General features: G+C 44.5%; 22 protein-coding genes and 1 riboswitch. Of the genes, 11 read left to right on the forward strand and 11 right to left on the reverse strand.

The window, feature by feature from the left end; translation table 11 throughout:
• The first annotated feature begins 218 nt into the window (after nucleotides 1-218).
• Nucleotides 219-1,094 carry a TraB/GumN family protein gene (locus CWC03_RS02380; protein ID WP_138580420.1) on the forward strand — a complete coding sequence of 292 codons (876 nt, stop codon included), beginning with the start codon at nucleotides 219-221 and terminating at the stop codon, nucleotides 1,092-1,094.
• A gap of 156 nt (nucleotides 1,095-1,250) precedes the next feature.
• Nucleotides 1,251-1,868 carry a toast rack family protein gene (locus CWC03_RS02385; RefSeq protein WP_138580421.1) on the forward strand — a complete coding sequence of 206 codons (618 nt, stop codon included), beginning with the start codon at nucleotides 1,251-1,253 and terminating at the stop codon, nucleotides 1,866-1,868.
• On the opposite strand, the gene CWC03_RS02390 is transcribed toward CWC03_RS02385, so the two are convergent.
• The gene (locus tag CWC03_RS02390) at nucleotides 1,854-3,563 is read right to left on the reverse strand and encodes a response regulator (protein ID WP_249313924.1); all 1,710 of its coding nucleotides are present in this window, start codon (nucleotides 3,561-3,563) and stop codon (nucleotides 1,854-1,856) included. The two genes, CWC03_RS02385 and CWC03_RS02390, sit on opposite strands and share 15 nt — an antisense overlap.
• A 157-nt stretch (nucleotides 3,564-3,720) precedes the next feature.
• Nucleotides 3,721-3,899: riboswitch (Lysine riboswitch) on the forward strand.
• Nucleotides 3,900-4,014: 115 nt separating this feature from the next.
• Here CWC03_RS02390 and dapA point away from each other — a divergent pair.
• From dapA to CWC03_RS02415, 5 genes are all read left to right on the forward strand, one after another.
• Nucleotides 4,015-4,899 (forward strand): 4-hydroxy-tetrahydrodipicolinate synthase, encoded by an 885-nt coding sequence (gene dapA, locus CWC03_RS02395; protein WP_138580423.1) that lies wholly within the window; start codon nucleotides 4,015-4,017, stop codon nucleotides 4,897-4,899.
• Nucleotides 4,900-4,909: 10 nt separating this feature from the next.
• A complete protein-coding gene (locus CWC03_RS02400; protein ID WP_010376345.1) occupies nucleotides 4,910-5,650 on the forward strand; it encodes a 2,3,4,5-tetrahydropyridine-2,6-dicarboxylate N-succinyltransferase in 741 nt (246 codons plus the stop codon).
• On the forward strand, nucleotides 5,650-6,855 hold the full coding sequence (locus CWC03_RS02405; protein WP_138580424.1) for a PLP-dependent decarboxylase: 1,206 nt from the start codon (nucleotides 5,650-5,652) through the stop codon (nucleotides 6,853-6,855). Before CWC03_RS02400 ends, CWC03_RS02405 begins: the two co-directional genes overlap by 1 nt.
• Nucleotides 6,856-6,857: 2 nt before the next feature.
• The gene (locus CWC03_RS02410; protein WP_138580425.1) at nucleotides 6,858-7,970 is read left to right on the forward strand and encodes a succinylglutamate desuccinylase/aspartoacylase family protein; all 1,113 of its coding nucleotides are present in this window, start codon (nucleotides 6,858-6,860) and stop codon (nucleotides 7,968-7,970) included.
• A 213-nt stretch (nucleotides 7,971-8,183) separates the two neighbouring features.
• The gene (locus tag CWC03_RS02415) at nucleotides 8,184-9,206 is read left to right on the forward strand and encodes a phospholipase A (RefSeq protein ID WP_138580426.1); all 1,023 of its coding nucleotides are present in this window, start codon (nucleotides 8,184-8,186) and stop codon (nucleotides 9,204-9,206) included.
• A 73-nt stretch (nucleotides 9,207-9,279) separates the two neighbouring features.
• Here CWC03_RS02415 and CWC03_RS02420 read toward each other — a convergent pair whose 3' ends face one another.
• A complete protein-coding gene (locus CWC03_RS02420; protein WP_138580427.1) occupies nucleotides 9,280-10,179 on the reverse strand; it encodes a bifunctional GNAT family N-acetyltransferase/hotdog fold thioesterase in 900 nt (299 codons plus the stop codon).
• Between the two features lie 173 nt (nucleotides 10,180-10,352).
• Here CWC03_RS02420 and CWC03_RS02425 point away from each other — a divergent pair, with 173 nt between their 5' ends.
• Nucleotides 10,353-11,042, forward strand: a complete 690-nt coding sequence (locus tag CWC03_RS02425) for a spermidine synthase (RefSeq protein WP_138580428.1) — start codon at nucleotides 10,353-10,355, stop codon at nucleotides 11,040-11,042.
• A 32-nt stretch (nucleotides 11,043-11,074) separates the two neighbouring features.
• Here the strand turns inward: CWC03_RS02425 and dtd are convergent, their stop codons facing one another.
• Genes dtd through CWC03_RS23380 form a run of 3 tightly spaced genes read right to left on the reverse strand, consistent with a single transcriptional unit; the run spans nucleotide 11,075 to nucleotide 13,427 of the window.
• The gene (dtd, locus tag CWC03_RS02430; RefSeq protein ID WP_138580429.1) at nucleotides 11,075-11,515 is read right to left on the reverse strand and encodes a D-aminoacyl-tRNA deacylase; all 441 of its coding nucleotides are present in this window, start codon (nucleotides 11,513-11,515) and stop codon (nucleotides 11,075-11,077) included.
• A gap of 19 nt (nucleotides 11,516-11,534) precedes the next feature.
• On the reverse strand, nucleotides 11,535-12,482 hold the full coding sequence (locus CWC03_RS23375; RefSeq protein WP_171040193.1) for an alpha/beta fold hydrolase: 948 nt from the start codon (nucleotides 12,480-12,482) through the stop codon (nucleotides 11,535-11,537).
• A 42-nt stretch (nucleotides 12,483-12,524) separates the two neighbouring features.
• Nucleotides 12,525-13,427, reverse strand: coding sequence for a virulence factor BrkB family protein (locus CWC03_RS23380; RefSeq protein ID WP_442793313.1), 903 nt, complete (start codon nucleotides 13,425-13,427; stop codon nucleotides 12,525-12,527).
• 136 nt (nucleotides 13,428-13,563) lie between these two features.
• Here CWC03_RS23380 and CWC03_RS02440 point away from each other — a divergent pair, with 136 nt between their 5' ends.
• Nucleotides 13,564-14,211, forward strand: coding sequence for a DUF2959 domain-containing protein (locus CWC03_RS02440; protein WP_138580430.1), 648 nt, complete (start codon nucleotides 13,564-13,566; stop codon nucleotides 14,209-14,211).
• An 85-nt stretch (nucleotides 14,212-14,296) separates the two neighbouring features.
• Here CWC03_RS02440 and CWC03_RS02445 read toward each other — a convergent pair whose 3' ends face one another.
• The 6 genes from CWC03_RS02445 to CWC03_RS02470 form a co-directional block, all read right to left on the reverse strand.
• Nucleotides 14,297-14,953 (reverse strand): hypothetical protein, encoded by a 657-nt coding sequence (locus CWC03_RS02445; protein WP_138580431.1) that lies wholly within the window; start codon nucleotides 14,951-14,953, stop codon nucleotides 14,297-14,299.
• 300 nt (nucleotides 14,954-15,253) lie between these two features.
• Entirely contained in the window at nucleotides 15,254-15,913 is a 660-nt protein-coding gene (locus CWC03_RS02450) for a CoA transferase subunit B (RefSeq protein ID WP_138580432.1), read from the reverse strand.
• Nucleotides 15,913-16,617 carry a CoA transferase subunit A gene (locus CWC03_RS02455; RefSeq protein WP_138580446.1) on the reverse strand — a complete coding sequence of 235 codons (705 nt, stop codon included), beginning with the start codon at nucleotides 16,615-16,617 and terminating at the stop codon, nucleotides 15,913-15,915. The genes CWC03_RS02450 and CWC03_RS02455 overlap by 1 nt, the downstream gene beginning before the upstream one ends.
• Nucleotides 16,618-16,625: 8 nt before the next feature.
• Entirely contained in the window at nucleotides 16,626-17,381 is a 756-nt protein-coding gene (locus tag CWC03_RS02460; RefSeq protein ID WP_138580433.1) for a 3-hydroxybutyrate dehydrogenase, read from the reverse strand.
• Nucleotides 17,382-17,394: 13 nt separating this feature from the next.
• Nucleotides 17,395-18,573, reverse strand: a complete 1,179-nt coding sequence (locus CWC03_RS02465) for an E22 family MetX-like putative esterase (RefSeq protein WP_138580434.1) — start codon at nucleotides 18,571-18,573, stop codon at nucleotides 17,395-17,397.
• Between the two features lie 15 nt (nucleotides 18,574-18,588).
• Complete coding sequence (locus tag CWC03_RS02470; RefSeq protein WP_138580435.1) at nucleotides 18,589-19,893, reverse strand: GntP family permease; 1,305 nt, start codon at nucleotides 19,891-19,893, stop codon at nucleotides 18,589-18,591.
• Nucleotides 19,894-20,141: 248 nt separating this feature from the next.
• Here CWC03_RS02470 and CWC03_RS02475 point away from each other — a divergent pair, with 248 nt between their 5' ends.
• Both CWC03_RS02475 and CWC03_RS02480 read left to right on the forward strand, forming a co-directional pair.
• Nucleotides 20,142-22,424, forward strand: a complete 2,283-nt coding sequence (locus tag CWC03_RS02475) for a TonB-dependent receptor (protein WP_138580436.1) — start codon at nucleotides 20,142-20,144, stop codon at nucleotides 22,422-22,424.
• A 97-nt stretch (nucleotides 22,425-22,521) separates the two neighbouring features.
• On the forward strand, nucleotides 22,522-23,187 hold the full coding sequence (locus CWC03_RS02480; protein ID WP_138580437.1) for a response regulator transcription factor: 666 nt from the start codon (nucleotides 22,522-22,524) through the stop codon (nucleotides 23,185-23,187).
• Nucleotide 23,188 lies beyond the last annotated feature (1 nt).

The raw sequence follows: 23,188 nt of genomic DNA on the forward strand, positions 1-23,188 counted from the left end.
CATAAAAAAACCAAAAACCCATAAGATAAAGAATTAAAACAACCACACATTTTAAAATGCGAATTTTCTATTGGTTCAGTTTCGATATAACGAAAAATTTACTTTCTCGATTTGCCTATATGAAATTTTTTCTACCGCCTAAGCGCACTTCATTTTTTAGTGACATTCACATTTCAATATCGCAGACTGACCCTTTAAAACCAACAGGGATCATTACTATGGTTAAAGTATTTTCACCATTGTTATTTATTTATCTTTGCTTAAGCCTTTTCAGTAATATCGCCAACGCAGAAGTTGGCCTATGGAAAATAGAAAAGGACAACAAAACGTCTTACTTATTTGGTACCGTCCACGTCGGTGACAAACAAATGCAAGGTTTACCGGCCAAGGTAAAAAGCGCCATTGCGAGCAGTGATAGAGTCATGGTTGAAGTGAACTTAGAGGCGCTTTCTCCATTTGCAATCCAACAGCGATCCATGCCATTTATGCTGTTAAAAAACAACCAAACTCTAAAAGACCAACTCTCTGAAGAAGTCTATCAGAAGCTGCAAGATTACTTCTCCAAAAAGCAAATAGATATCGCCTTATTTGAACGCTACGCACCATGGGCCGTGATGGTAACTATGCTACAACTGGAATATCAAAAGCTCGGATTTACCGATACTAATGGCATCGATAAACAAGTAATAGCCTACGCAAACGAAAAGAAGATCCCAATTGGTGAATTTGAAACCTTAGAATATCAGCTTGAAATGTTCAGTCAGCTGAGTATTCATAGTGACGCTATGCTCAAGGAAACATTTGCACAGATGTCAGATTTGAATACCTACTTCTTGGAGTTAGTTTCCGCATGGCGAAGCGGCGATTTAGAAAAGTTATCCCATTACTACCAGGTAAGCTTTTCGGATGATAAATACGGCAAATTAGCTGAACAATTGATGATCATCGAGCGCAACAATAACTGGATCGAAGTGCTAAAAAAACAACTCCCTAATGAATCGACATTTATTGCCGTTGGAGCATTACATCTCGTTGAAAAATATGGCCTTGTTGAGCAGCTGAAAAACAATGGCTACTCAGTCACCAAACTATAACGCTCAGCACTAACTTACCAAGAGGTAAGTAGTTTAATTTATGGGCGTGTAAAATGTACTTTCATCAACACGCCCTAAAAAATAAAAACCTTTTTAAACCTTTTCATTTTTATTTGCGACTTACCTTTTAAACACTCTCGTTGAAGGTAAAAAATAATGAAAAAGTTAGCGTTAGTTTTAGCATTAAGTGCAGCGGCAATGACTGCACAAGCAAAAGATTCCAAAACCATTACAGCATCATTTCCAAGCAATAGCCTAGCCGAGTTAGAGGTGGATATTGCCGTAGGTAAAATCGATCTACAAACTTACAACGGCGACACCATAGAGGTCGACATTTTGGTTGAACCGAAAGAGTCAGACAGTTGGTTTGGTAAACCAGATGTAAGTGAAGCTACCCTAAACAGCAACACATCAGGGGATAGATTATCACTCGAGATCAATTCGGATGATTATGAACTATCTTGGCAAGTTAAGGTGCCTGTTAATTTGGCCTTAGATGTTGAGGTTGGTGTTGGCAAAATTGATATTCAAGATCTTAATAACTCTGCTGATTTAGAGGTAGGCGTAGGAAAAATTAAAATTGAGACTGCCGCCGCTGATTTCAAAAAGGTATCTTTAGATTCAGGTGTTGGTAAAACAACAATGTCAGGTTTTGGCAACGTAGAGACTGCCGAAAATAGTATGGTTGGCTCAACATCCGACTATCGTGGCCAAGGCCAGTATTCCATCGATGCAGAAGTCGGGGTTGGAAATATTCGTTTAAGAAGAGATTAAGTCTCCACACTCGTTCAGTAATAGCGCCACTTTGCTATGCAGCACATCCGGTTGCAACGGCTTATACAAATGAGCTGTTGCACCAAGTGCATAGACCTTATCCAAATCCTCCGCATTCGTATTTGCGGTCACGACTAAAATAGGCACAGTCGCATCTAGCGCCCTCAAACGCTGCGTGGCTTCAAAGCCATCCATCACTGGCATATTTAAATCCATTAGCACGATGTCAAACTTACCCACTTCATATACTTCAAGGGCATATCCACCGTGTTCAACATGCGTTACCAATTTGGCTATGGGCTGAAGCATTTTTTCAATCACGCGAGCATTTAGTAAATTATCTTCCACCAGTAAAATGCGAGCCGACACCTGCTCCATTGTAAGAGTCGGCACCTGTTGATTGTCAATTTCAATAGGGACTCTCAAGGTTGCTCTTGTACCTGTTGGCTCCCTCGCAATAAAATCTAATCGTCCCCCAAGCGCAGAGATGAGTAATTGGCAACGTTTAAGTCCTAACTGCGTGCCTTGAAAATGCTCGCTATGCACAGCTTCTCGTAGCTGTTGGTAATCGAATCCGGGTCCAGTATCTTCAACAACAAATTCTAAATATGGCGTATTTTCATCTACAACCAGATCCGCAAATACTTGAATACTGCCACACTCAGTAAATTTAATTGCATTATTGACTAATTCACTGATCAACCAACCAACCCGCTTACCATCACAATAACAAGTCACATCTAACTCATTACTCAACGCCAAATTAAAAGCGAGAGATTTCTTATGTGCGGTTAATTGAAAGGCAATACCGGCTGATTTTATTACCTCTCGCAACGCAACTTGATGACGCTCAATGACCACCTCTTGCTCGGAAAGGTTATTAAAGTCCTGAACGGAATAAAGTAAATTATCTAATTGATTTGCTGCACTTTTCACATGCTGTAATTGCTGCGTGTCTTTGTTATGCAAGTATTCATCTAAATACCCCTGAATGGCCTGTAATGGTGTTCTTAGCTCGTGACTGACACGCGCTAAAAATCGTGATTTTGAGTGTAGCGCATCGTCGGCAAGCTTTCTTGCCGCCTCTAATTTATCAAGTGCTTCAGCAATTTCTCGCGCCATTGGGTGAAATATAAACTTGGCTTCGATGAACAATAGCAACAGTCCAAGCAGCCAAATTAACAACTCTATTTTCCTCACCATCTCCGTTTTACTTCGCGCATGTTGCTCGAATAGTGAAACAGCCTCATCAAGGTTTGGAAGTAAATGCTGAGATGCGATAAAAATTTGCGCCACTAATTGGGGAGCTGGTTGCTGTAATTGTGACCTTGCTAAGGTAATGAACGCTTTACTTTGCACATCCAACTGCACAGGTCCTTGATAGTAAAATACTTCGAGGGCTTCATTTAGATAAATCGTCTCACCACGCTCTGTTTTGGTTAAAAAGTCATGATTACTCTCAAATTTATCAATCGCTTGGCGCAGTGCTTCACTATCTCTTTTATCCTCTTGTGCACTGAAAAGTGCGATACGCTGAGACAACATCCGCTGCATACCTGCAATATTAATTACCCGTGCGTCTTGGCTCTGTTGATACAGTAGATACTGCATTACCCCCATCGCCATCGATAACAAGATAGCCATAGCTAATAATGCCCCGGTGTAACGGTTTTTAACTTTATTTATTAACGACATGTTTTTGCTTTTCATCTCATAGCGTTGTCTCAGCCGCAATCTTAAGTGTAGTTAACAATCGCATTATTTACAGCCCAATACTTGACACCTAGACGGCCAAAATGTTTCAATGCGCGCTCACCCTATTTAGATAGTTTGATGCCACGGCGTCAAATTAAGGGCTGGAAGAGGTGCGTTATTCAGGTAACTAAGTGAAGGAGAGCAAACTCCGTTGCAACTTAGTGAGGGGAATATACGCCGAGAAATTGAGTTATTGTTTGCTAATACTCGTTTCGGGCGACTGGGCTGAATCCCAGCGACTGTCACCAACATACTTGGTGGAGAGCTTCTGGTCTTAGAAAAATAAGGCTATTGGCTGCCTTATCCTTTTTAAGTCCATTGCTCTTCGAATTTTAACAGTTCGAAGTTTGGACACCCTCCTAACTCCGAACATGATTTAAGTTCGGTAGAGATGAAATCACAATTCAACTTATCTGACTATCCGTTGTGGACGGCCTTAGTAACGCCTTTTGATACTGAAAATCAGGTTGATTTTGGCGCATTAACGACGCTTGTACGCGATCAAGAGCAAGCTCGTAACGGTATTCTTTTACTAGGCAGTACCGGCGAAGGCCTTGCGCTTACCCAACAAGAGCAGCAACAAATCGTTGAGTTTGTTTGCCAGCTCGCCCCAAGTGTACCGCTCATGGTTGCCGTTGGCGGCAGTAATCTTGAGCAGCAAACACAATGGGTGCGCTTTTGTAATACGCAACCCATTCATGCGCTCTTACTTGGCTCACCAATCTACGCAAAGCCTGGCAAAGTTGGTCTGGCGCATTGGTTTAGTACACTACTCGATGAGAGCCATAACCCTTGCATGCTCTACAATGTACCTGGTCGCAGTGCTGTTGCTATCGCCCCTGAACTACTCGGCGAGCTAGCTTGCCACTCTAATCTGTGGGCACTAAAAGAAGCCAGTGGTGATATTGCCACCTTTGAAGCATTTCGTCAGGCAGCGCCTGATGTCGCCATCTATAGCGGCGACGATAGCTTAATGCCCTACTTTGCACAAGCAGGTGCAACGGGTCTGGTGTCTGTTGCGGCAAACGCATGGCCACAGCAAACCGCAGAATTTGTAAGGCGCTCGTTAAGCGGCACCTCCCCTAATTTATTTACCACTTGGTCAGAAGCTGCAAATAGCTTATTTGCAGTGGCAAATCCCATACCAGTCAAAGTGTTAATGCACTTGCAAGGGAAACTCACAAGTCCAAACTTGCGCCCACCACTGACACATTTGGAACTCACCCATACCGATGCGATCACTCGCGCGAACAAAACGATTTTATCTTGGAACTAAGGCAGTAAACATGAGCTGGTTAACCCTACTAAACGATTTAGAAAATGGCACAGTACGTGCCGCAACACAGGATGAGCAAGGCCATTGGCATGCTAACGTAGAAGTAAAACAAGGGATCCTTGAAGCATTTAGAAATGGCGTAAATACGGAATTTCCAGGTGGATTTGTTGATAAAGATAACTTAGCACCACGCGGATTTGCTGCACAAGATGGCGTTCGTATGGTTCCAGGCGGAAGCAGTGTAAGACGTGGCGCTTACGTCGCAGCGGGCACAATCATTATGCCACCGGCTTATGTCAACATTGGTGCCTATATTGATTCAGGTACTATGGTAGATAGTCATGCGTTGGTTGGTTCTTGCGCGCAAATTGGTAAAAATGTCCACCTTAGCGCAGCAGTGCAAGTAGGTGGTGTATTAGAACCAGTTGGAGCAAGCCCTGTTGTTGTTGAAGACGATGCCTTTATTGGTGCAGGCTGTGTATTGGTTGAAGGGGTTGTTGTTAAACGCGGTGCCGTATTAGCACCGGGTGTGCGCCTTTCAGCAAGTATTCCTGTCTATGACTGCGTAAACGAGCGCTTGCTTGACAAAGGTGAAGCCATCCCTGAAAACGCGATAGTGATCCCAGGCTCCCGTCCAGCCTCAAGTGAGTGGGCCCGAGAGCAAGGACTAAGTATGTCATGCGCACTTATCGTAAAATACCGTGATGAACAAAGTGATGCATCACTGGCGCTGGAAGAGGTTCTACGCTAATGACTTGGTTGAGCACGTCACAGCGAACCGCAGCTGAGGCATTGATCCAGCAACAGGACACGCCTCTCTTTTGCTACGATTTAGATAAGCTAAGTGCGCATGTTAAGCCCTTAGTTGATCAGCAAATCGTTAAGCTTTGGTATGCCGTAAAAGCGAATCCGTTATCACATATCATTCAAACCCTAGATAACGCTGGGTTTAACTTTGATGTGGCATCTAGCGGCGAGCTTGAACAGGTGTTATCTCAAGGGATCACACCTGAGCGCGTGCTCAACACCGGTCCTGCCAAATCACTAAAGCAGATCCGTCATTTTGCAACACAAGGCGTACGTATTTTCGTGGCTGAAAGTCACAATCAAGTACGCTGGTTAAATCAAGTAGCCGAAGAGTTTGAGCTTCAATTTGAAGTTTTACTGCGGGTGCAGTTACGCTTTGATAAAGCAGAGCACAATCCACTTGGTGGCAATACGCTGACTCCTTTTGGTCTCGGTGCTGAGCAGTGGCAAGCCCTAACTTTAAGTGACTACACCCACCTAGATTTTGTCGGGCTGCATATTTTCCAGTGGGGCAATATGCTCTGTAGCGATACACTCGCTGAACTTTGGCAGGCTATGGTTACGCCTTTAGTTCAACTCGCTGCTGATTTAGATATTACCCTACAGGTACTCGACTTAGGTGGCGGTCTTGGCATTCCCTATGATAGGCAAAGTCCTTCTCTCGATTGGCAAAAATTATTAGGCGCGCTCGCATTAATAAAATCCGCCACGCAAGTGGAAGAATTATGGATGGAATTAGGCCGCTATGCGGTTGGCGAATGTGGTTTTTATCTCAACCCTGTGGTGGAACAAAAGCAAAACTACGGTGAACAACAACTGATTGTCGCTGGCGGTGTCAATCACCTGCTGCGTCCAGCCGTTACCGGACAAGCGTTCCCAGCTGAATTGTTACGCCAGTCTCAAGCTGAGGTCACAGACTTTCATATTCATGGCCCACTTTGTACAGCGTTGGATAAGTTAGGCACCCTACTCTTACCAAGCGACAGTAGCGAGGGCGATTGGCTTGTTTTCAGTCAATGTGGTGCCTACGGCTACACCGAAAGTATGCCGTTCTTTTTATGTCATGAGCTCCCAGCAGAGTACATCATCTCAGCAGGAGAAATCAGCTGTGTCCGTGAAGCAGAGCCCGCTTCAAGTTATTTGAGGTAAACATGAATACCATTACACAACAACATATTCAGGTTGGTGAAATTGCCAATGGTCTGCCTTTGACTATTCCAGTCTATCGCATCAAAGGCGATGGCAGTGGGCCTAAGGTGTATATTCAAGCGAATATGCATGGTGCCGAGGTGCAAGGTAATGCAGTGATTTATCAACTGCTGGAACAGTTGAAGCAATTATCATTAAAAGCGGACATCACCCTAGTGCCTTACGCAAACCCGATTGGTTGTAATCAGAAATCTGGTGAGTTTACCTTAGGGCGTTTCGATCCAATTACGGGCACGAATTGGAATCGAATGTACATCAACCATTCCGCGTTGGTTGCCGAGTTTGTGGAGCAAAACCCGACGCTATCAATAACAGAAATCGCTCAGCAATTTCGCCAACGATTAGTTGAGCGCACCCAAACACTACTTGATGGGCCCTTAGATAGGTTGACGACAGGTAAGCGCATCGCCTTGAATTTACAGCGTCTAGCTCACGAGGCTGACATTGTTTTAGACCTTCATACGGGGCCAATTTCAGCAAAACACTTGTATTGCCCTGAGTATGCAAAAGACAGCGCTCGTTATTTTGATATTCCACATGTGTTGCTTATTCCAAGTGACTTTGATGGAGCCATGGATGAAGCCAGTTTTTGCCCATGGTGGAACTTACAGCAAGCCTATCAGGCTATAGGCAGAGAAATCCCAGTATTAACCGAAGCATTTACAGTTGAGCTTGGCTCTCAAGAAAAGATTGATTTAGCGGAAGCACTGAATGACGCTAATAGCATTTTGAGCTACCTGAACCATAAGCAAGCCTTTCAAGACGCGCACTTTATGCCACAAGACATCATCCGTTACGTCTGTCGGCTAGAGAATTATCGCGCCTTTTATGCCCCAATGGGTGGCATGGTGGAATATACAGCAAAGCTTGGAGAACATATTAAGGCGGGTCAAACCATCGCTAAAATTCTCAGAATGGAGCGCTATTTATCAGAAGCTCCCTTAAATGAGATCAAGTTAGACGAAGATGCCATCGCCATTTTGCACTTTGCGTCTGCTAGCGTGAATCAAGGCACTGAGCTTTATAAGTTTTTTACTCAAGTTGAAACGCTTTAACTTGAGTACTTAAATTGCGTGAGAGTAAGTCAAAGCAAATAAGCTCTGCTTGTTTTGCTTAACGCTTACTAAGGTATGGCGGCAATAGCCGCCACCTTTTTCTTATTCGACCGTATTTTTCTTTCTGACATTTTTGACCTTCGAGATTCATTTCCCTTTCATTATCATTGGTTAATAATGTAATCAATTGTACTTACTCTCGGCGCATACAGGATGAAATTCACAAACTTATCAATATCGGCTTTGGCCTTGCTTACCTTGCCACTTTACGCTCAAGAAGCCCAACAGGAAGATGAAATCGATTTAGTCAAACAGTGCGTGCTAAACGCGGTATTAACTGGAGAAAAAGATAAAACCATTGAGCAGGTCCGTACCGAATGTGCTGAGGCTGATGCTGATAAAACCTTAAGCCAGTTAGATAAACGCATGGCGCGTGAACGTGTAACGGAAAAAAACCGTAACGTATTAACACCACATAAGCGTAACTATATTTTGCCAGTTTCTTATATGACCAACGTCAACAGCAGACCATTCGACGGCCTAAAAGACATTGACGATGAAGACGGCGAGCCAATCGACAACTTTGAAGCCAAATACCAAATCTCGTTAAAAGCACCTATTTATAAAAACTTCTCGGATAAAGATCAGGCAATCTACTTTGCTTTTACGCTGCAATCGTACTGGCAGCTGTATAACAAAGATGTGTCTTCGCCATTTCGTGAAACCAACTATGAACCAGAAATCTTTTGGATTAACTTTTTGGATGATGAAAACGTGCTGTGGGGCGATGAGATGGCTTTTGTACTTGGGGTTTCTCACCAATCTAACGGACGTAGTCAACCAAACTCCCGCTCTTGGAATCGTATCTATGCGAATTTTATCTGGGAAAACCGAGGGTTTGTATTCAGCTTTAAACCTTGGTATCGCTTACCTGAAGACGATAAAGACGATGTGTTAGACCCGCGAGGGGACGACAATCCAAACATCGACGAGTACTTAGGCCACTTCGAGTTTAGCGGCGTATATCGTCACGAAGAGCATGAATTTGGCTTTATGTGGCGCAATAACTTAAGCAGCGATAATCGCGGTGCAATTCAGCTAGACTGGTCATTCCCGATTTGGGGAAGACTGCGTGGTTACGCACAATACTTTAATGGTTACGGCGAAAGCTTAATAGACTACAACACACATACCCAAAGGCTCGGTATTGGTGTGTTGCTCACTGATATTCTTTAAGCGCATTCAAATATGAAAAAAGCTCTGAACACTCAGAGCTTTTTCATTTGGGAAGCTGAAAATAATTCTCTACTTATTGCGGTTTAATCACCACAAACTGCCCTTCAAATTTAGCGACTAACATGTCGCCATCGTAAACATTCACTGGCACTACATATTTTGCTTTGCCTGCCGTCTCTAGCGCTTGTAATTCACCTTCGCAGTCCGCAATGGTAACCGTTGCCGCTGGTGCCGTGGTTAAAGGTTTTAGATATTTAATATTGGCATAAGCTAACACAATATCTCCCTCTAACCCGAGTTCCTTAAGTGCTAAATAAGTCGCTCCCCAGCCCGTTAACGTCGCCATGCTATATATAGAACCTGCAAACATCGAGTTGTGTAAGTTAAGGTTCGCTTTTAAATCAGCCTTTGTGGAAAACTGCCAGTCTGTATAACTTTCTACTTTAATTCCCATCGCATCACTGATTGGGATAGACTCGCGCCAAGTATTTTGTAATACATGGGTCCAATCTGGCTGCCTGAACCAGCCCGGCTCCGTAGGACGTTGTTTGACCATCTTCCAGTGCTGCACGTCGCCATAGGCTAAGTGTGCCTTTTCAACCACTTCATAACCATGGCGCTCGTAAAATGATAACGCGCGCTCACGAGCATACAAAACCAACTCTTCTGCTTTTTGCGTCCACGCAATAACTTCCAGCTCATGAAGCAAACGGCTACCTAAATGATGACCTCGATGTCCCTCTGCAACGGCCATATAGCGCACTTGTGCTTGCTTATGATTGTTAAAATGGAGCCTAGCTACGCCTAGCACTTCACCATCATTATTTTTAATGTAGCGATGTTCAGCTTCTTGTTCTAAATCATCCTGTTCGCTGCCACGAGGTTGATCCCATGGCGCTCTTAACACCTGCCAGCGTAACTGGTAATAGGCTTGCCAATCTTCGCTGCTTTGTGGTGAAGTTACCTCAAACATCACTGACTCCTGTTTTGTTATTAGCCTGTTTAACGACTTTAAATCTAGTACAGATACACCCTACAAGATAAGCTCAGTGTAGGGAATAAAATGCGCCAAAACACTTAACCTTTAGTGTAAAAACTGATGGACAAGCTGGCATTCACAAAATCCTCGTCTATGCTGATGTTATCATGGGGGAATTTATTACGCATTCAGGCACAATCAGCAACGATTTTGTGGACCAGAGCCACCAGCTAGGACACTTGCTATATTGGCATAAACAAGGCAGAAATAGCATCCAAGTGCGGCAAGAGAAATCGTTAAGATGGCTTCTGATAAACAACACATTACAATCCGTTGTGGAGTTAAACCACCCGGAGCACTTGTTATTTCCTCATTTAAAAACATTCGCGAGTCGCTGGCAGCAAGTCACCCCACCAACCAGCGTACTAGAGCTGGGTCTTGGCGCAGGTGCAATCCGTGATTACCTCAATGCTACGTATCCAAATTGTCACATTACCACCATAGATAACAACCCTGATGTGATCCACTGTTACAAACGCTATTTTGGTGGCGACCCTTTGTGCGATGTTAATTGTGTTGATGTATTTAAAGCATTGCAACAAGGCAAACGCTACGATTGGATTGTGCTCGATTTATTTAGTGAACTCGAGCCTCCCATCTTCTTGTTTCAGCACCAGTTTTATCGCCTACTCAGAGCTGCCATTAACGATGGAGGCCGATTGTATATCAACTTTTTAACTGAGCATGAATCGCAGCTCAAGCAACTTCAACACTTATTAATTACCAACTTTGGTAAAAAGCCCTTTATCGAAAAAGTGCCCGACTACGCCAATATGATTATCGAGATTAAACGCTAGCATTTGTTGGCCTTAGACTTTTAGTCAAATCACTACTCAACACTAAAATTAAAAGTCACAGGGCCGTCATTGAGTAAACTCACCTTCATATCCGCGGCAAATTGTCCCGTCGCGACTTTCAATCCTCCAGCCTTCGCTTGAGCCACAAAGTATTGGTAGAGTGTATTCGCTTGCTCAGGTGTTCCTGCGCTCGAAAAACTTGGCCTCATGCCTTTTTTGGTGTCTGCCGCCAAGGTGAATTGCGATACAACCAATAATTCACCTTCAATGTCTTTTAAACTTAAATTCATTTTCCCCTTGTCGTCAGTAAAAATACGGTAGTTACTTACCTTGTGCAGTAATTTATCCGCCGTTTGCTCGGTATCCGACTTTTCAACGCCTAAAAGTAGCAATATCCCCTGACGGATTTGACCTACAACCTCACCTTCTACTTCTACCTTTGCTTCGCTGACTCTTTGAATTAACCCTTGCACTGCCTACCTCTTATTACTTCTAATAATGATGCTGAATTTTGCACAGCAATAGATCAGCCGCTCGCCTTATTGCTTCTGCGTAAATGGGGTTAGCACTACAATGCCCAACCCCATTCAAAATCAGTAACTGCGCCTTAATGCTTTGTGCTAGCTGATGAATCGGTGCATATCGGCACATTAAATCATGTCGACTGTGAATAAACCAGATAGGTAAGTGATTGAGCAGATGTGCACCTGCTGTAATTTGCTGTGTTTTGATAAAGCACTGATGACTAAAAAAATGCACCATATGTTGTGCTCTACTTAGCTGCTTGTCTGCTTTGCAAAGTCTGATACCTTGCATATCGCTATCCGTTGTGATCAGGTTATCCCACTCACACCAGCGCTGCGCTGCTTTTCTTTTGAGCAACTCATCCTCGCCAAAAAGTGCCGAATGATAATTGTCTAACAAGGATTCTATGGTTTGTGCTCCCTGTGCAAAGACAAGATACTGCTCTGGATAAATTTGTGCTGGAGCACCTTGGCTACCATAAAGCCAGTGAAGATCCGCCTCAGTGCCCAAAAAACTCGACCACAACACTATCCCCAAGACATCTTCACGATGTTGCTCAGCATAAAGAAGTGCCAACATGGCACCGAAAGATTCCCCGGCGAGTACAACCTTTTGCAGCCCTAAATGCGCACGAATGGTATGAATATCTTTCAGCAAATTCGCGGTATTTATATTACCAAAGTCAGCAGGCGTTGAGTTACCACAGCCTCGCTGACTAAATAGGATAATGCGGTATTTTTGCGGATTGAAATAACCGAGTACATTACGAGAATGACCTTGACCTGGGCCACCGTGCAGCATGATAAGTGGTGTGCCTTCACTGCAACCATACTCCTCTATGCCCAATTGATGCCCTTCACCTACCGCGAGATGAAAGCGACGCAAGGCGTCGCCATGTTGATACAATAAGCTCATAATTCCCCCTTGGGGGCTTAAGCTAACCGCTATCGGTAAAAGCTAAAGTCCCTGCGCGTCTGGTGGGTCAAACTCCGAGCTTGCATCTAATCCTGCGGCTTCCATATCTTGGGTTAAGCACACAGTAAACTCCGCACCTAACAACACCACTATCCAAGATAAATATACCCAAACAAAAAGAATGGGTACTGTCGCGAGCGCCCCATAGATAACTTCGTATGAGGGGAAATGGCTGATGTATAATGCAAAGCCTTTTTTCGTTAGCTCAAATAACAAAGCTGCAAACAAAGCACCCGGAACCGCGGCTCGAAATGACACACTGGTATTTGGTACTAAAGTATAGAGCATGATGAAGCCAACCATAGAAATTAAATAGGGCAACATCTTAATTAGTGCGCCACTAAACCCAGGGATCCCTTGATCGGCAAATGTCACTAAAGAAACGATATAAGATGTCATACCAATACTCGCGCCCAATAGCACAGGGCCAAGCGTGAGCACCATCCAATAAATCGCAAACGAAATCATTAACGGACGCTTTTGCTTCACTCGCCAAATTCGGTTGAGTGTGGTGTCAACATTGCGAATAAGTAACAAAGCCACGACGGCCAAAAAGCTCACCCCCACAGCTGTCATCTTATTCGCATTGCCAGTAAACGCGCTGATGTGCTCTTTAATGGTGTCCGTCGATGTTGGCACAAAGTTATTGAACACAAAGTTTTCAATTGCAAAGCGCGTATCTTCAAATCCAGGAAACGCTGAAAAAATTGCTACACCCACCGCAACTAAGGGAACTAACGATAACAGTGTGACATACGCTAAATAGCCCGCATTGACCGTGATCTGGTCCTCAATACACCGCTTACTATAGCGGCGCCACCAGCTGGGCTGAGAATGTAAGAATCGCAGTGCTACGACCTTCATTTCGGTTATTCTTTGCATCATAATCAAGTTAATATTCATGGATCACTTTACACATCATAACAATCCCCGCCATAATTTATAGCGCTAAATAGTAATATATAACGACGGTCACATGGCCACTTACTGATTATTGACCTTCTAGAGCCCGGGAGTGCAAATGAAGAAACTCACCTTAAGCGCAGTGTTACTTTTACTCGTTACTGGTTGCCAAAGTGCCTATTACGCCACCATGGAAAAGTTTGGTGTGCATAAACGCGAGATATTGGTTGATCGTGTCGAAGAAACAAAGGAGTCCCAAGAGGAATCACAAAAAGAATTTCAATCGGCATTGGAAAGACTCACCACGTTAATTAATTTTAATGGTGGTGAATTACAAGAAGCCTATAACCTGCTTAACGATGACTACCAATCATCCCTTGCCGCTGCTGCTGAAGTAAGTAGCAATATAGACAAAGTGGAAGACGTGGCCAATGCGCTATTTGACGAGTGGCAAGATGAACTTGAGCAATATTCGAGTGCAAATCTAAAACGTGAGAGTGCTAAGCAATTAAGTCAAACACAGCGCCAATTTGAACGCTTACTTCGCTCAATGCGCAGTAGTGAAGCCAAAATGCAACCCGTGCTCGACTCACTACAAGATAATGTGCTGTATCTTAAGCATAACCTAAATGCACAAGCGGTAAGCGCTATTAAAAGTGAGTTTACGGGGCTAAAGCGTGATATTAGCGCCCTAATCGCAGATATGAATCGCTCTATTGAAGATTCGAATAAGTTTATTGCTGAGATGAATACACGTAGCGCGTAACAGATAGCATCAGCGAGGATAAATCTCACGATATCAGGAAATTGCTTCCTGATATCGTGGTCATTTTGTGTGTAAAGCCAGACGCTTAACCTTTATTGATAAGATCTTCAATGATGCTATTCATTTCCATTGGCATTTGCGCCAATACAGCATCATACCCATCTGCCAATACCAAGTCTTTTTCTATGTAAGAAACCACCGCTTGATTCTCCAAATCGATGATCCCGCCAAATGCCGTTACACGATTTACGCCCGGTACCGGGATCCCACCAGAACTATCAACATGCAGTACGATCACTCTGTTAAAGTTAAACCCTTTATCCTTGATCACTCCTGTCGACTTTAGCGTCTTAGTCAGCTTTTGTATTGCACCGGTAAGATCATCTGCAATGCGCTGAGCCGAACCTGTAAGCGCATAATTTCCTTGATTAACATGCCTACGCATGTTTTCACCCACAGTCCAAGACAAGTTACCAACCACATCGTATAACTGTTGGCTTGAAACAACAGACGCACCATGTTTTCCCGTTACGCCAGCGGTAATTGCTAAACCCACTTCACGGTCGTTTCCTGGAACACCATGCAGCGAAACAGGGAATATCAATACAGGTTGTTGAGCTGAGAGTGTGATTGGAAATTCATATGCCGTATTTTGTTTAACCTCAGTAGAAGTAGAAACACAAGCAGTCAAAGAAATAGTAAATAGAGAGGCTAGTGCTAAACGCACGATATTTTTTGTCATTATATAGTTCCTTTACGTGATTATTAACTCTCGACAACCCAGCTGAGAGCGCGTTAAAACGCGGCGCAAATTATGTGACAAATCGTAACCACAATCAATAATAAAGTACTAGATAAAAGTGCATTTTATTCATACTAAGCAGCCGAGGGATAATTAAGGGAAAAATAGGATTTCTAGATAACTGAGAAGGTATGTTGATTACAAGCTACCTTGTGAAAGCGGCGCAGAATAACAAATGTAGCGCAGCTCGCGTTAAAGCCAGCTGCGTGCATAGCATGGAAACTCAGCTTTAGTTCAACCCTAGCTAAACGCCATCTCCGGTACGTCATCTGGGCAGATCAATATACCAGCTGTTTTTGCTTGAATTTCCGCGACGCTAACACCTGGAGCTCGCTCAAGTAAATGAAACGCGCCTCCTTTGACTTCAAGCAGCGCAAGATCGGTTACTATCTTATTGATACAGTTTACGCCGGTGAGCGGTAAACTACAGTGCTGTAGCAGCTTGGACTCACCTTGTTTATTCGCATGCGTCATAGTGCAAATTATATTTTTAGCCCCAGCGACAAGGTCCATCGCGCCACCCATGCCCTTGATAAGCTTACCTGGGATCATCCAGCTGGCAAGATTACCGTGCTGATCTACTTCAAAAGCGCCAAGCACCGTCAGGTCCACATGACCGCCACGGATCATTGCAAAGCTTTCTGCAGAACTAAAAATGGCAGCTCCCGTGCGGGCCGTAACGGTTTCCTTACCCGCATTGATCATATCCGCATCCACTTCCTGCTCGGTTGGATAAGCCCCCATGCCTAATAAGCCGTTTTCCGATTGCAGCATCACATCCATGCCCTGTGGTACATAATTGGCCACCAGCGTGGGGATCCCAATGCCAAGATTGACATAAAACCCATCTTTTAATTCCTGTGCCACTCGCATGGCCATTTGCTCTCTGGTTAATGCCATTATGCCTGCTCCTTCACAGTACGTTTTTCGATGCGTTTTTCGAACTGTCCTAAAATCACTCTATCGATATAAATTCCAGGGGTATGAATTTGGCTCGGTTCGATTTCGCCAGGCTCTACAATTTCTTCCACTTCAGCGACGGTAATTTTTCCAGCTGTTGCAGCTATTGGATTAAAGTTCATCGCGGTGTGGCGATAAACACAATTGCCAAAACGGTCTGCTTTCCACGCTTTTACAATGGCAAAGTCTCCCGTAATACTCGGCTCTAAAATATATTCTCTATCACCAAACGTTTTTACCTCTTTGCCCTCAGCGACGGGTGTACCAACGCCTGTTGCGGTATAAAAAGCGGGGATCCCAGCTCCACCTGCGCGCATCTTTTCTGCAAGTGTCCCTTGTGGAGTTAATTCAACTTCCAATCCACCGCTCAATAACTGCTGCTCAAACAAGGCGTTTTCTCCCACGTAGGAAGCCACCATTTTACGGATCTGCTTATCCTCAAGCAAAATCCCTAAACCAAACCCGTCTACTCCGCAGTTATTAGAAACCACGGTTAAGTCCTTTGTGCCCATATGGCGTATTTGGCTTATCAAACCTTCAGGGATCCCGCACAAACCAAAGCCCCCGGCAATCACGGTCATGCCATCGCAAAGTCCTGCCATTGCTTCTTCGTAGCTTACGACTACCTTATCAAATCCAGCCATCATTCCTCCTATTGCACTGTCCAGCCGCCGTCCAGCACAATGGCTTGGCCAGTAATGTTGCGTGACTCATTTGCGAGTAAAAAATTGACAGCATGAGCAATCTCATCCAACCCTATAAAGGCCTTTTTCGGCATTGGCGCCAACATAATATTGTTTATCACTTCATCTTCACTGATCCCATGCTGTTTCGCTTGCGCGGTAATTTGCTGTTCTACCAATGGGGTTTTTACATAAGCGGGGCAAATAGTGTTCACGGTGATATCGCAGTCTGCGGTTTCCAGCGCCAATACTTTGCCAAATCCCATCAACCCATGTTTTGCAGCGACATAAGCAGACTTATACTTAGAAGCGACTAGAGCGTGGATAGAACCAATATTAACGATGCGACCAAAGCCTCCTCTGCGCATATGCGGCAATACTGCCTTACACAACATGGCCGGGCCTGTTAGCATCACATCTTGCAGCAATTGCCATTTATCTTCTGGATAATGCTCCAGTGCTTCAACATGTTGCACGCCTGCGTTATTGATAAGCACATCAATGTTATCGTGCTGACAGACAAAATCAGCGATGTCTTGCTTATTGGCGATATTGAGCGCAAACGCTTGTGCATTTCCTCCATCACTGACGATAGACTCGGCTACCGTCTGTGCTTGCGCTAAGTTCAAATCTACGAGCAATAAGCTGTAACCTTGTTTGCTCAGGGCCATCGCGACATAGCGACCAATGCCACTTGCTGCCCCTGTGATCAACGCCGTCTTCATCGTCACTCCTTGATTATTTTGCTAAGAACTGAGCAATAGTGTCAGCCTGTGATTGAATTGAAAAAATACCGTCTAAATGTCCCCAAACGCCTTCTATCTCTGTGATCTGCACATCTTTATTCTTGGCTCTTAGGGTTTCTGCTAACTTACGAATGGGCTCAGGCCTTAATAACAAGTCATTGCTTGCAGGCATCAACAAAATCTTTGCTGTGATTTTATCGATAGCACTATCAAAATTACCTTGCATGCCTGCGGTGTATAATTGCGAGGCGCGGACTAAATACAAGATTGAATTCGCGTCTTGCGTTTCGGCCCTTGCTCGTGCGCGCGTGGCTAGCGTTTGGCTGAGTTTAGGAAGCTGACGAATATCTTGCTTTGCTTTGGGATCAAGCACAATAAAGTCTGGAAAACTGGCGTTATAAATAGCGGGGTGCATCGCGTCTTGAGTGATATTAAGCATCGTGGCCGTGAGTCCAGCAAGTGGCCTTTCCCCGTCGTAGTAGTCCCCGCCCTGCCAATTTGGATCAAGTCGGATAGGTAAAGCCCATTTCTCTAGCGCTGCAACGGTCCAAGCATCCATCTTTGCCGCACCAATCACATGAATTAAACGTGACACTTTTTCGGGATAGCGCACTGACCATTCTAACGCTTGGAAAGATCCCATAGACGCGCCCATCACCGCATGTAGTTTGTCGATACCTAAGCTATCCAATAGTTGCTTTTGCACTTCAACAAAATCACCTATGGTCACCACGGGAAAATCCAAACCGTAAGGTTTGCCCGTTTTCGGATTAATAGACGCCGGGCCCGTTGTGATCACATCTTTATTATGCCAATTTGCGTTGACCAAAGTATCTGAACTTATCACAAAGTACTTGTTAGTATCTATCGCTTTACCCGGGCCGATAATGGCATCCCAGTAACCTGCCAATACGTCAGACTCTCGATACTTACCCGCCGCGTGAGATGTGCCAGAAAAGAAATGCGTGATCAAAATTGCATTGCTTTTATCGGCATTTAATTTGCCATAGCTTTCCCAGCCGACCTTAACGTCAGGAATGCTGGCTCCAGACTCTGTAGTAAAATGCGCGAGTGTAAAAACTTGCTTTTCAACCAGCATAGGTTTGCTTGTCTCACTGCCATAGACAATGTGGCTGGCAACGAACAAGAGTAACAGGAAAATCTGCTTCATTGCTGTATCACTCCGTTAAAATAAGATGAATAGGGTTAATGCGAGGGCAACGCCCACCAGCGGCACGACCGCAGTCAACGCAGCCATGGACCAATATGCTCGTTGATGTGTTTCTTTACAGATGGCACGAATGGTTGTGACCACATAACCGTTGTGCGGTAAGGTATCCAAAGCACCTGAGCTAATAGCGACAACACGATGTAATTGTTCTGGATTGACACCTGCATCAATGTAGTGCGGTGCCACTAAAGGTAACGCAATGGCTTGCCCACCGGATGCCGAACCAGTTAAACCGGCTATTACACTTACCGCCACAGCGGCGCCAAGTAGCTCATTACCCGGCATCTGTGTCATCATATCGACCGCTAATTGAAATGCCTCGGTGTTTTTTGCTACCGCACCAAAACCCACTACTGCACTGGTATTACCGATAGCGACTAGCGCACCTGTTGTACCTAAGTTAATCGCGGCCCCCATGTTGTGAAAATGCTTAAAGTTAATCGCAACAATACTGAGTACACCGCCAAGTAGAGCTACAATAAGTGCACTTTGCTGCAGCACATCATGAAGTGTAAAAGATAAAATCAACACCACGATTAGAGGTAGTACGCCAGTGATTGGATGAGGATAGTTACGTTCATGAATTTCAGGGTCGTCGTCTTTCGCCTCAAAGTGCTCACCATTTGCCACCGCTTTGGCTATCATCTTTTTCAACCACCAATAGCCCGTAATAGCCATAAACGTGGCGACCACTAGACTGACTTCCCAAGCCGCATAAGGCGACGTGCCTAAATATTTTATTGGGATCCAGTTTTGAATTTCAGGGGAGCCTGCCGAAGTCATGGTAAAGGTGACTGAGCCGAAGGCCAGAGTTGCGGGAATAAAGCGCCTTGGTAAATTGGCATCTTTAAATAAGCTAAGCGCCATAGGATAGACAGAGAAAGCGACAATAAAAACACTGACACCACCATACGTTAACACAGCACAGGCAATCACCACCGCTAATACTGCATGTTTCATACCTAACTTGTCGACAATATAGCGTGCCACGCTGTCGGCAGCACCACTGTCTTCCATGAACTTACCGAACAAAGAGCCAAGCAAGAACATGAAAAACCAAGCACTCAAAAAGCCAGCAAAGCCATCCATATAAAGTGTAAGAAAGCTGCTTTCTACAGCTTCTGTGGGAAATAGCGCAACGCCACTCGTTAATGCGACCAATAAAGCGCAAAGTGGAGCTGCGATAAACAAGTTTACGCCACGGAGAGTTAGCCAAATAAGCAGGCCAAGTCCTCCTGCCAGTCCAAGCATACTGAGCATAAGGGCTTCCTTTTATTGTTATTAATGCCCGTTATAAGTTGATGTGTTGGGCATACTGTTGATGAATATCAGTGTGGCGTGCAGGCGCAATAAAAACCATAGTACTAAGGTTATAGAAGCCCTACACCCCGTGTTAATCCTAGCGTATCAAGGCATTAGTACTAAGGTACTAATAGAAAAACTTTACAACTCCCCTATGCTTTGGTGTGACAACAAGCACCCAAAATGACAATAATAGGGACCACAGGATGAACATTTACCAACCTAGATATTCAGCTATCGCGTTGGCTATTACACTCGCAACTCAAGTCAGCCCAGCGGCAGCAGAACAAGCAACACAATCAGAAGGCAAGCTAGAACGTATTGAAGTCACGGCGCGCAAGACGGTAGAAAACCTTCAAACCGTTCCAGTTGCAGTGACTTCTATCGGTGAAACCGATCTACTCGAAAATGGCATTTCAGTACTTTCTGAAGTCCAGCAGTTTTCACCCAATACCACGCTTCAAGCTAGCCGAGGCACTAACTCTACCCTCACAGCCTTTATTCGTGGTGTCGGGCAACAAGACCCATTATGGGGTTATGAACCCGGTGTCGGCATTTACGTCGATGACATTTATTTGGCAAGGCCGCAAGGGGCTGTACTCGACCTCCTTGATGTACAACAGATTGAAGTATTACGAGGACCGCAAGGAACGCTATATGGCAAAAACACCATTGGTGGCGCTATAAAATATGTCACTAAGGAAATGTCTGGCGATGCGACTTTTAACGTGGAAGGGACTGTTGGTAGTTATAATCAACGCGATCTTAAGATCACAGGTCAATTGCCGCTCGTGGAAGACACACTCTACTTAGGTTATGGCTTTGCTACTTTAAATCGAGATGGTTTTGGCGAGTTCAAGGTTTCAACGCTACCCGGCCAAGATAAGGAAAACTACAATAAAGAAATTCAAGCTGCACGGTTAACCTTGGAATATCGTCCAAGCGACGACTTGTTCTTCCGTTTAGCATGGGATAAAACCGACGATGACTCCAACTCTAAAGGGGGTTATCGCTTGTTGCCGAGCTTACTGACTGACGCCCCCGTGCCCGACAGCGTATTTGATTCTTACACCAGTATGCCAACTTGGAATAAAGTCGAGCTTGAGGGATATAGTTTGACCGCTCGCTGGGATCTTTCTGACGCCACCACGATAAAATACATCGGTGCTAGCCGAGATAGTTACTCTCCGACCAATATCGACTTTGATAATACGCCATTACGGATCTTTGATGTACCCGCCATTTATGATGACGAGCAAACCACGCATGAGATACAGCTAAGCCATGCAGGTAACGGCTATAAATTTGTCTCAGGTCTATATTATTACGATGGCGAATCATGCGGTCAATTCCAAGCAATTTTGGAAGTGTTAGGACAAAGCTTGGGCGCTCCCGGTCTTACGCGAGAAGTCAGTGGTTGTAACAACTCAAATAGTAAAGCCGCGTATATTCAAGGCACCATTGATTTAGCAGAGCAGTGGTCGCTCACATTGGGCGCTCGTTACACTAAAGACAGCAAAGAAGCACAAGTCAGCAATGGTTTGGTCTTTGATGTCGTGTATCCCGAATCAAATTGGATCCCAAGTTATACACGCCCTGCAGGTGAGCTCGTACCGTCAGTGCTTGATGATGAAGAAGATTGGTCACGGTTTACACCAAGAGTGGGAGTGGAATATCAATACAACCGCGATATCATGTTCTTTGCCAGCTATGCTCAAGGATTTAAATCCGGCACCTTCAACCCCAGAGCTAGCACCGCAGAGCCTGCTGCAGACCCTGAAATCGTAGATTCATTCGAAATCGGTATGAAAAGCGAATGGAACGACAATCTAAGAGCCAATATCACGCTATTCACATTAGATCACAAAGACCGCCAATATATTTCCGTATTGCCCGGTGCAACTTCTGCCGATCTAAACCAACGACTTGGCAACATCGGTAAGTCTACAGCAAATGGTATTGAAGCCGAGCTGAGCTATGTCGCCACAGAGGCGCTGAGTTTTGACGCCGCGATAGGATATATCGACAGCGACTTTGAAGAGGTACTCGATACTAACCCAGACACGGGTGCGACATTTGATAAATCAGACCGCTTTAGTATTTCTAACACCCCTGATTTAACTTTTAACCTTGGGGCGACATATAAACTCTACAGCGATATTGGCGATTGGGTATTCAATGCCAGCTACTACCATCGTGGTGATTATGTCTTATTTGAGGAAGATAGCCTACTGACGCAGGATAGCTATGGTTTAGTCAATCTGAGTATTAATTGGTATAGCACAGATGGCAATTGGCGTGTTGGTCTTCATGGGAAAAACCTGACCGATGAAGAATATATGATAGGAGGCTATCAGTTCGTGACACCAGATCCGAGCGATCCGAGTAATGTGAGTAAATATACGCCGGGGCTTGGTGGTGATAATACTTTGATAGGCTACTTTGGCGACCCAAGAACCGTTTCGCTTACCGTAGGTTATCGTTTTTAGCATCGAAAGCGAGGCTGCAAGGAAGCCTCGCTATCTCAATCACTTGATGTAGTTTTGGAAATACCCTATAACAACGGATACTAGGAGTTAGTTAAGGATGTCTCAGGTGCAAGCAATCATCGCTGATGATCACCCATTATTTCGCAGCGCTCTCAAACAAGCCGCTGCACAAGCGATTGGTCATGATCCTATCAAAGAAGCCAGTACCTTAGACAGCTTATTCGAGATGTTGCTCGCGCATCCTGAAACAGAGCTAGTATTTTTGGACTTATCAATTCCAGGCGCGAAAGGTCTCGAAGGTCTTGCCCGGTTAAGAAATCAGTATCCAGACATATTAGTGATCATGGTTTCAGCCAACGAATCGGCAGCCATTATTAGCCAATGTATTGCCCTTGGGGCAAGCGCTTATATTCCCAAGTCTTCCTCACTAGAGGTGATCAGTGATGCCATCAAGCTCGTTATTGAAGGAGAAACTTGGTTGCCTGAAATCGTGGATATCGCGCCTGAAAATGATAGCGAACAAGCGCAATTTGCACGTAATTTAGAAAAACTAACTCCCCAGCAATATCGAGTATTAACCATGATTGCCGACGGCCTTTTGAATAAGCAAATTGCGTATGCAATGTCGATTCAAGAGACCACCATCAAACAGCATGTTTCAGCTATTTTAAAAAAGCTCAATGTGTATAACCGCACCCAAGCTGGGATCCTCTTTAATCAGCTGGCCACGGATGTACATCTCGACGATGAAGCGAGCACATAAA

This window comes from Pseudoalteromonas sp. S2755, assembly GCF_005886535.1.
Lineage (GTDB): Bacteria > Pseudomonadota > Gammaproteobacteria > Enterobacterales > Alteromonadaceae > Pseudoalteromonas.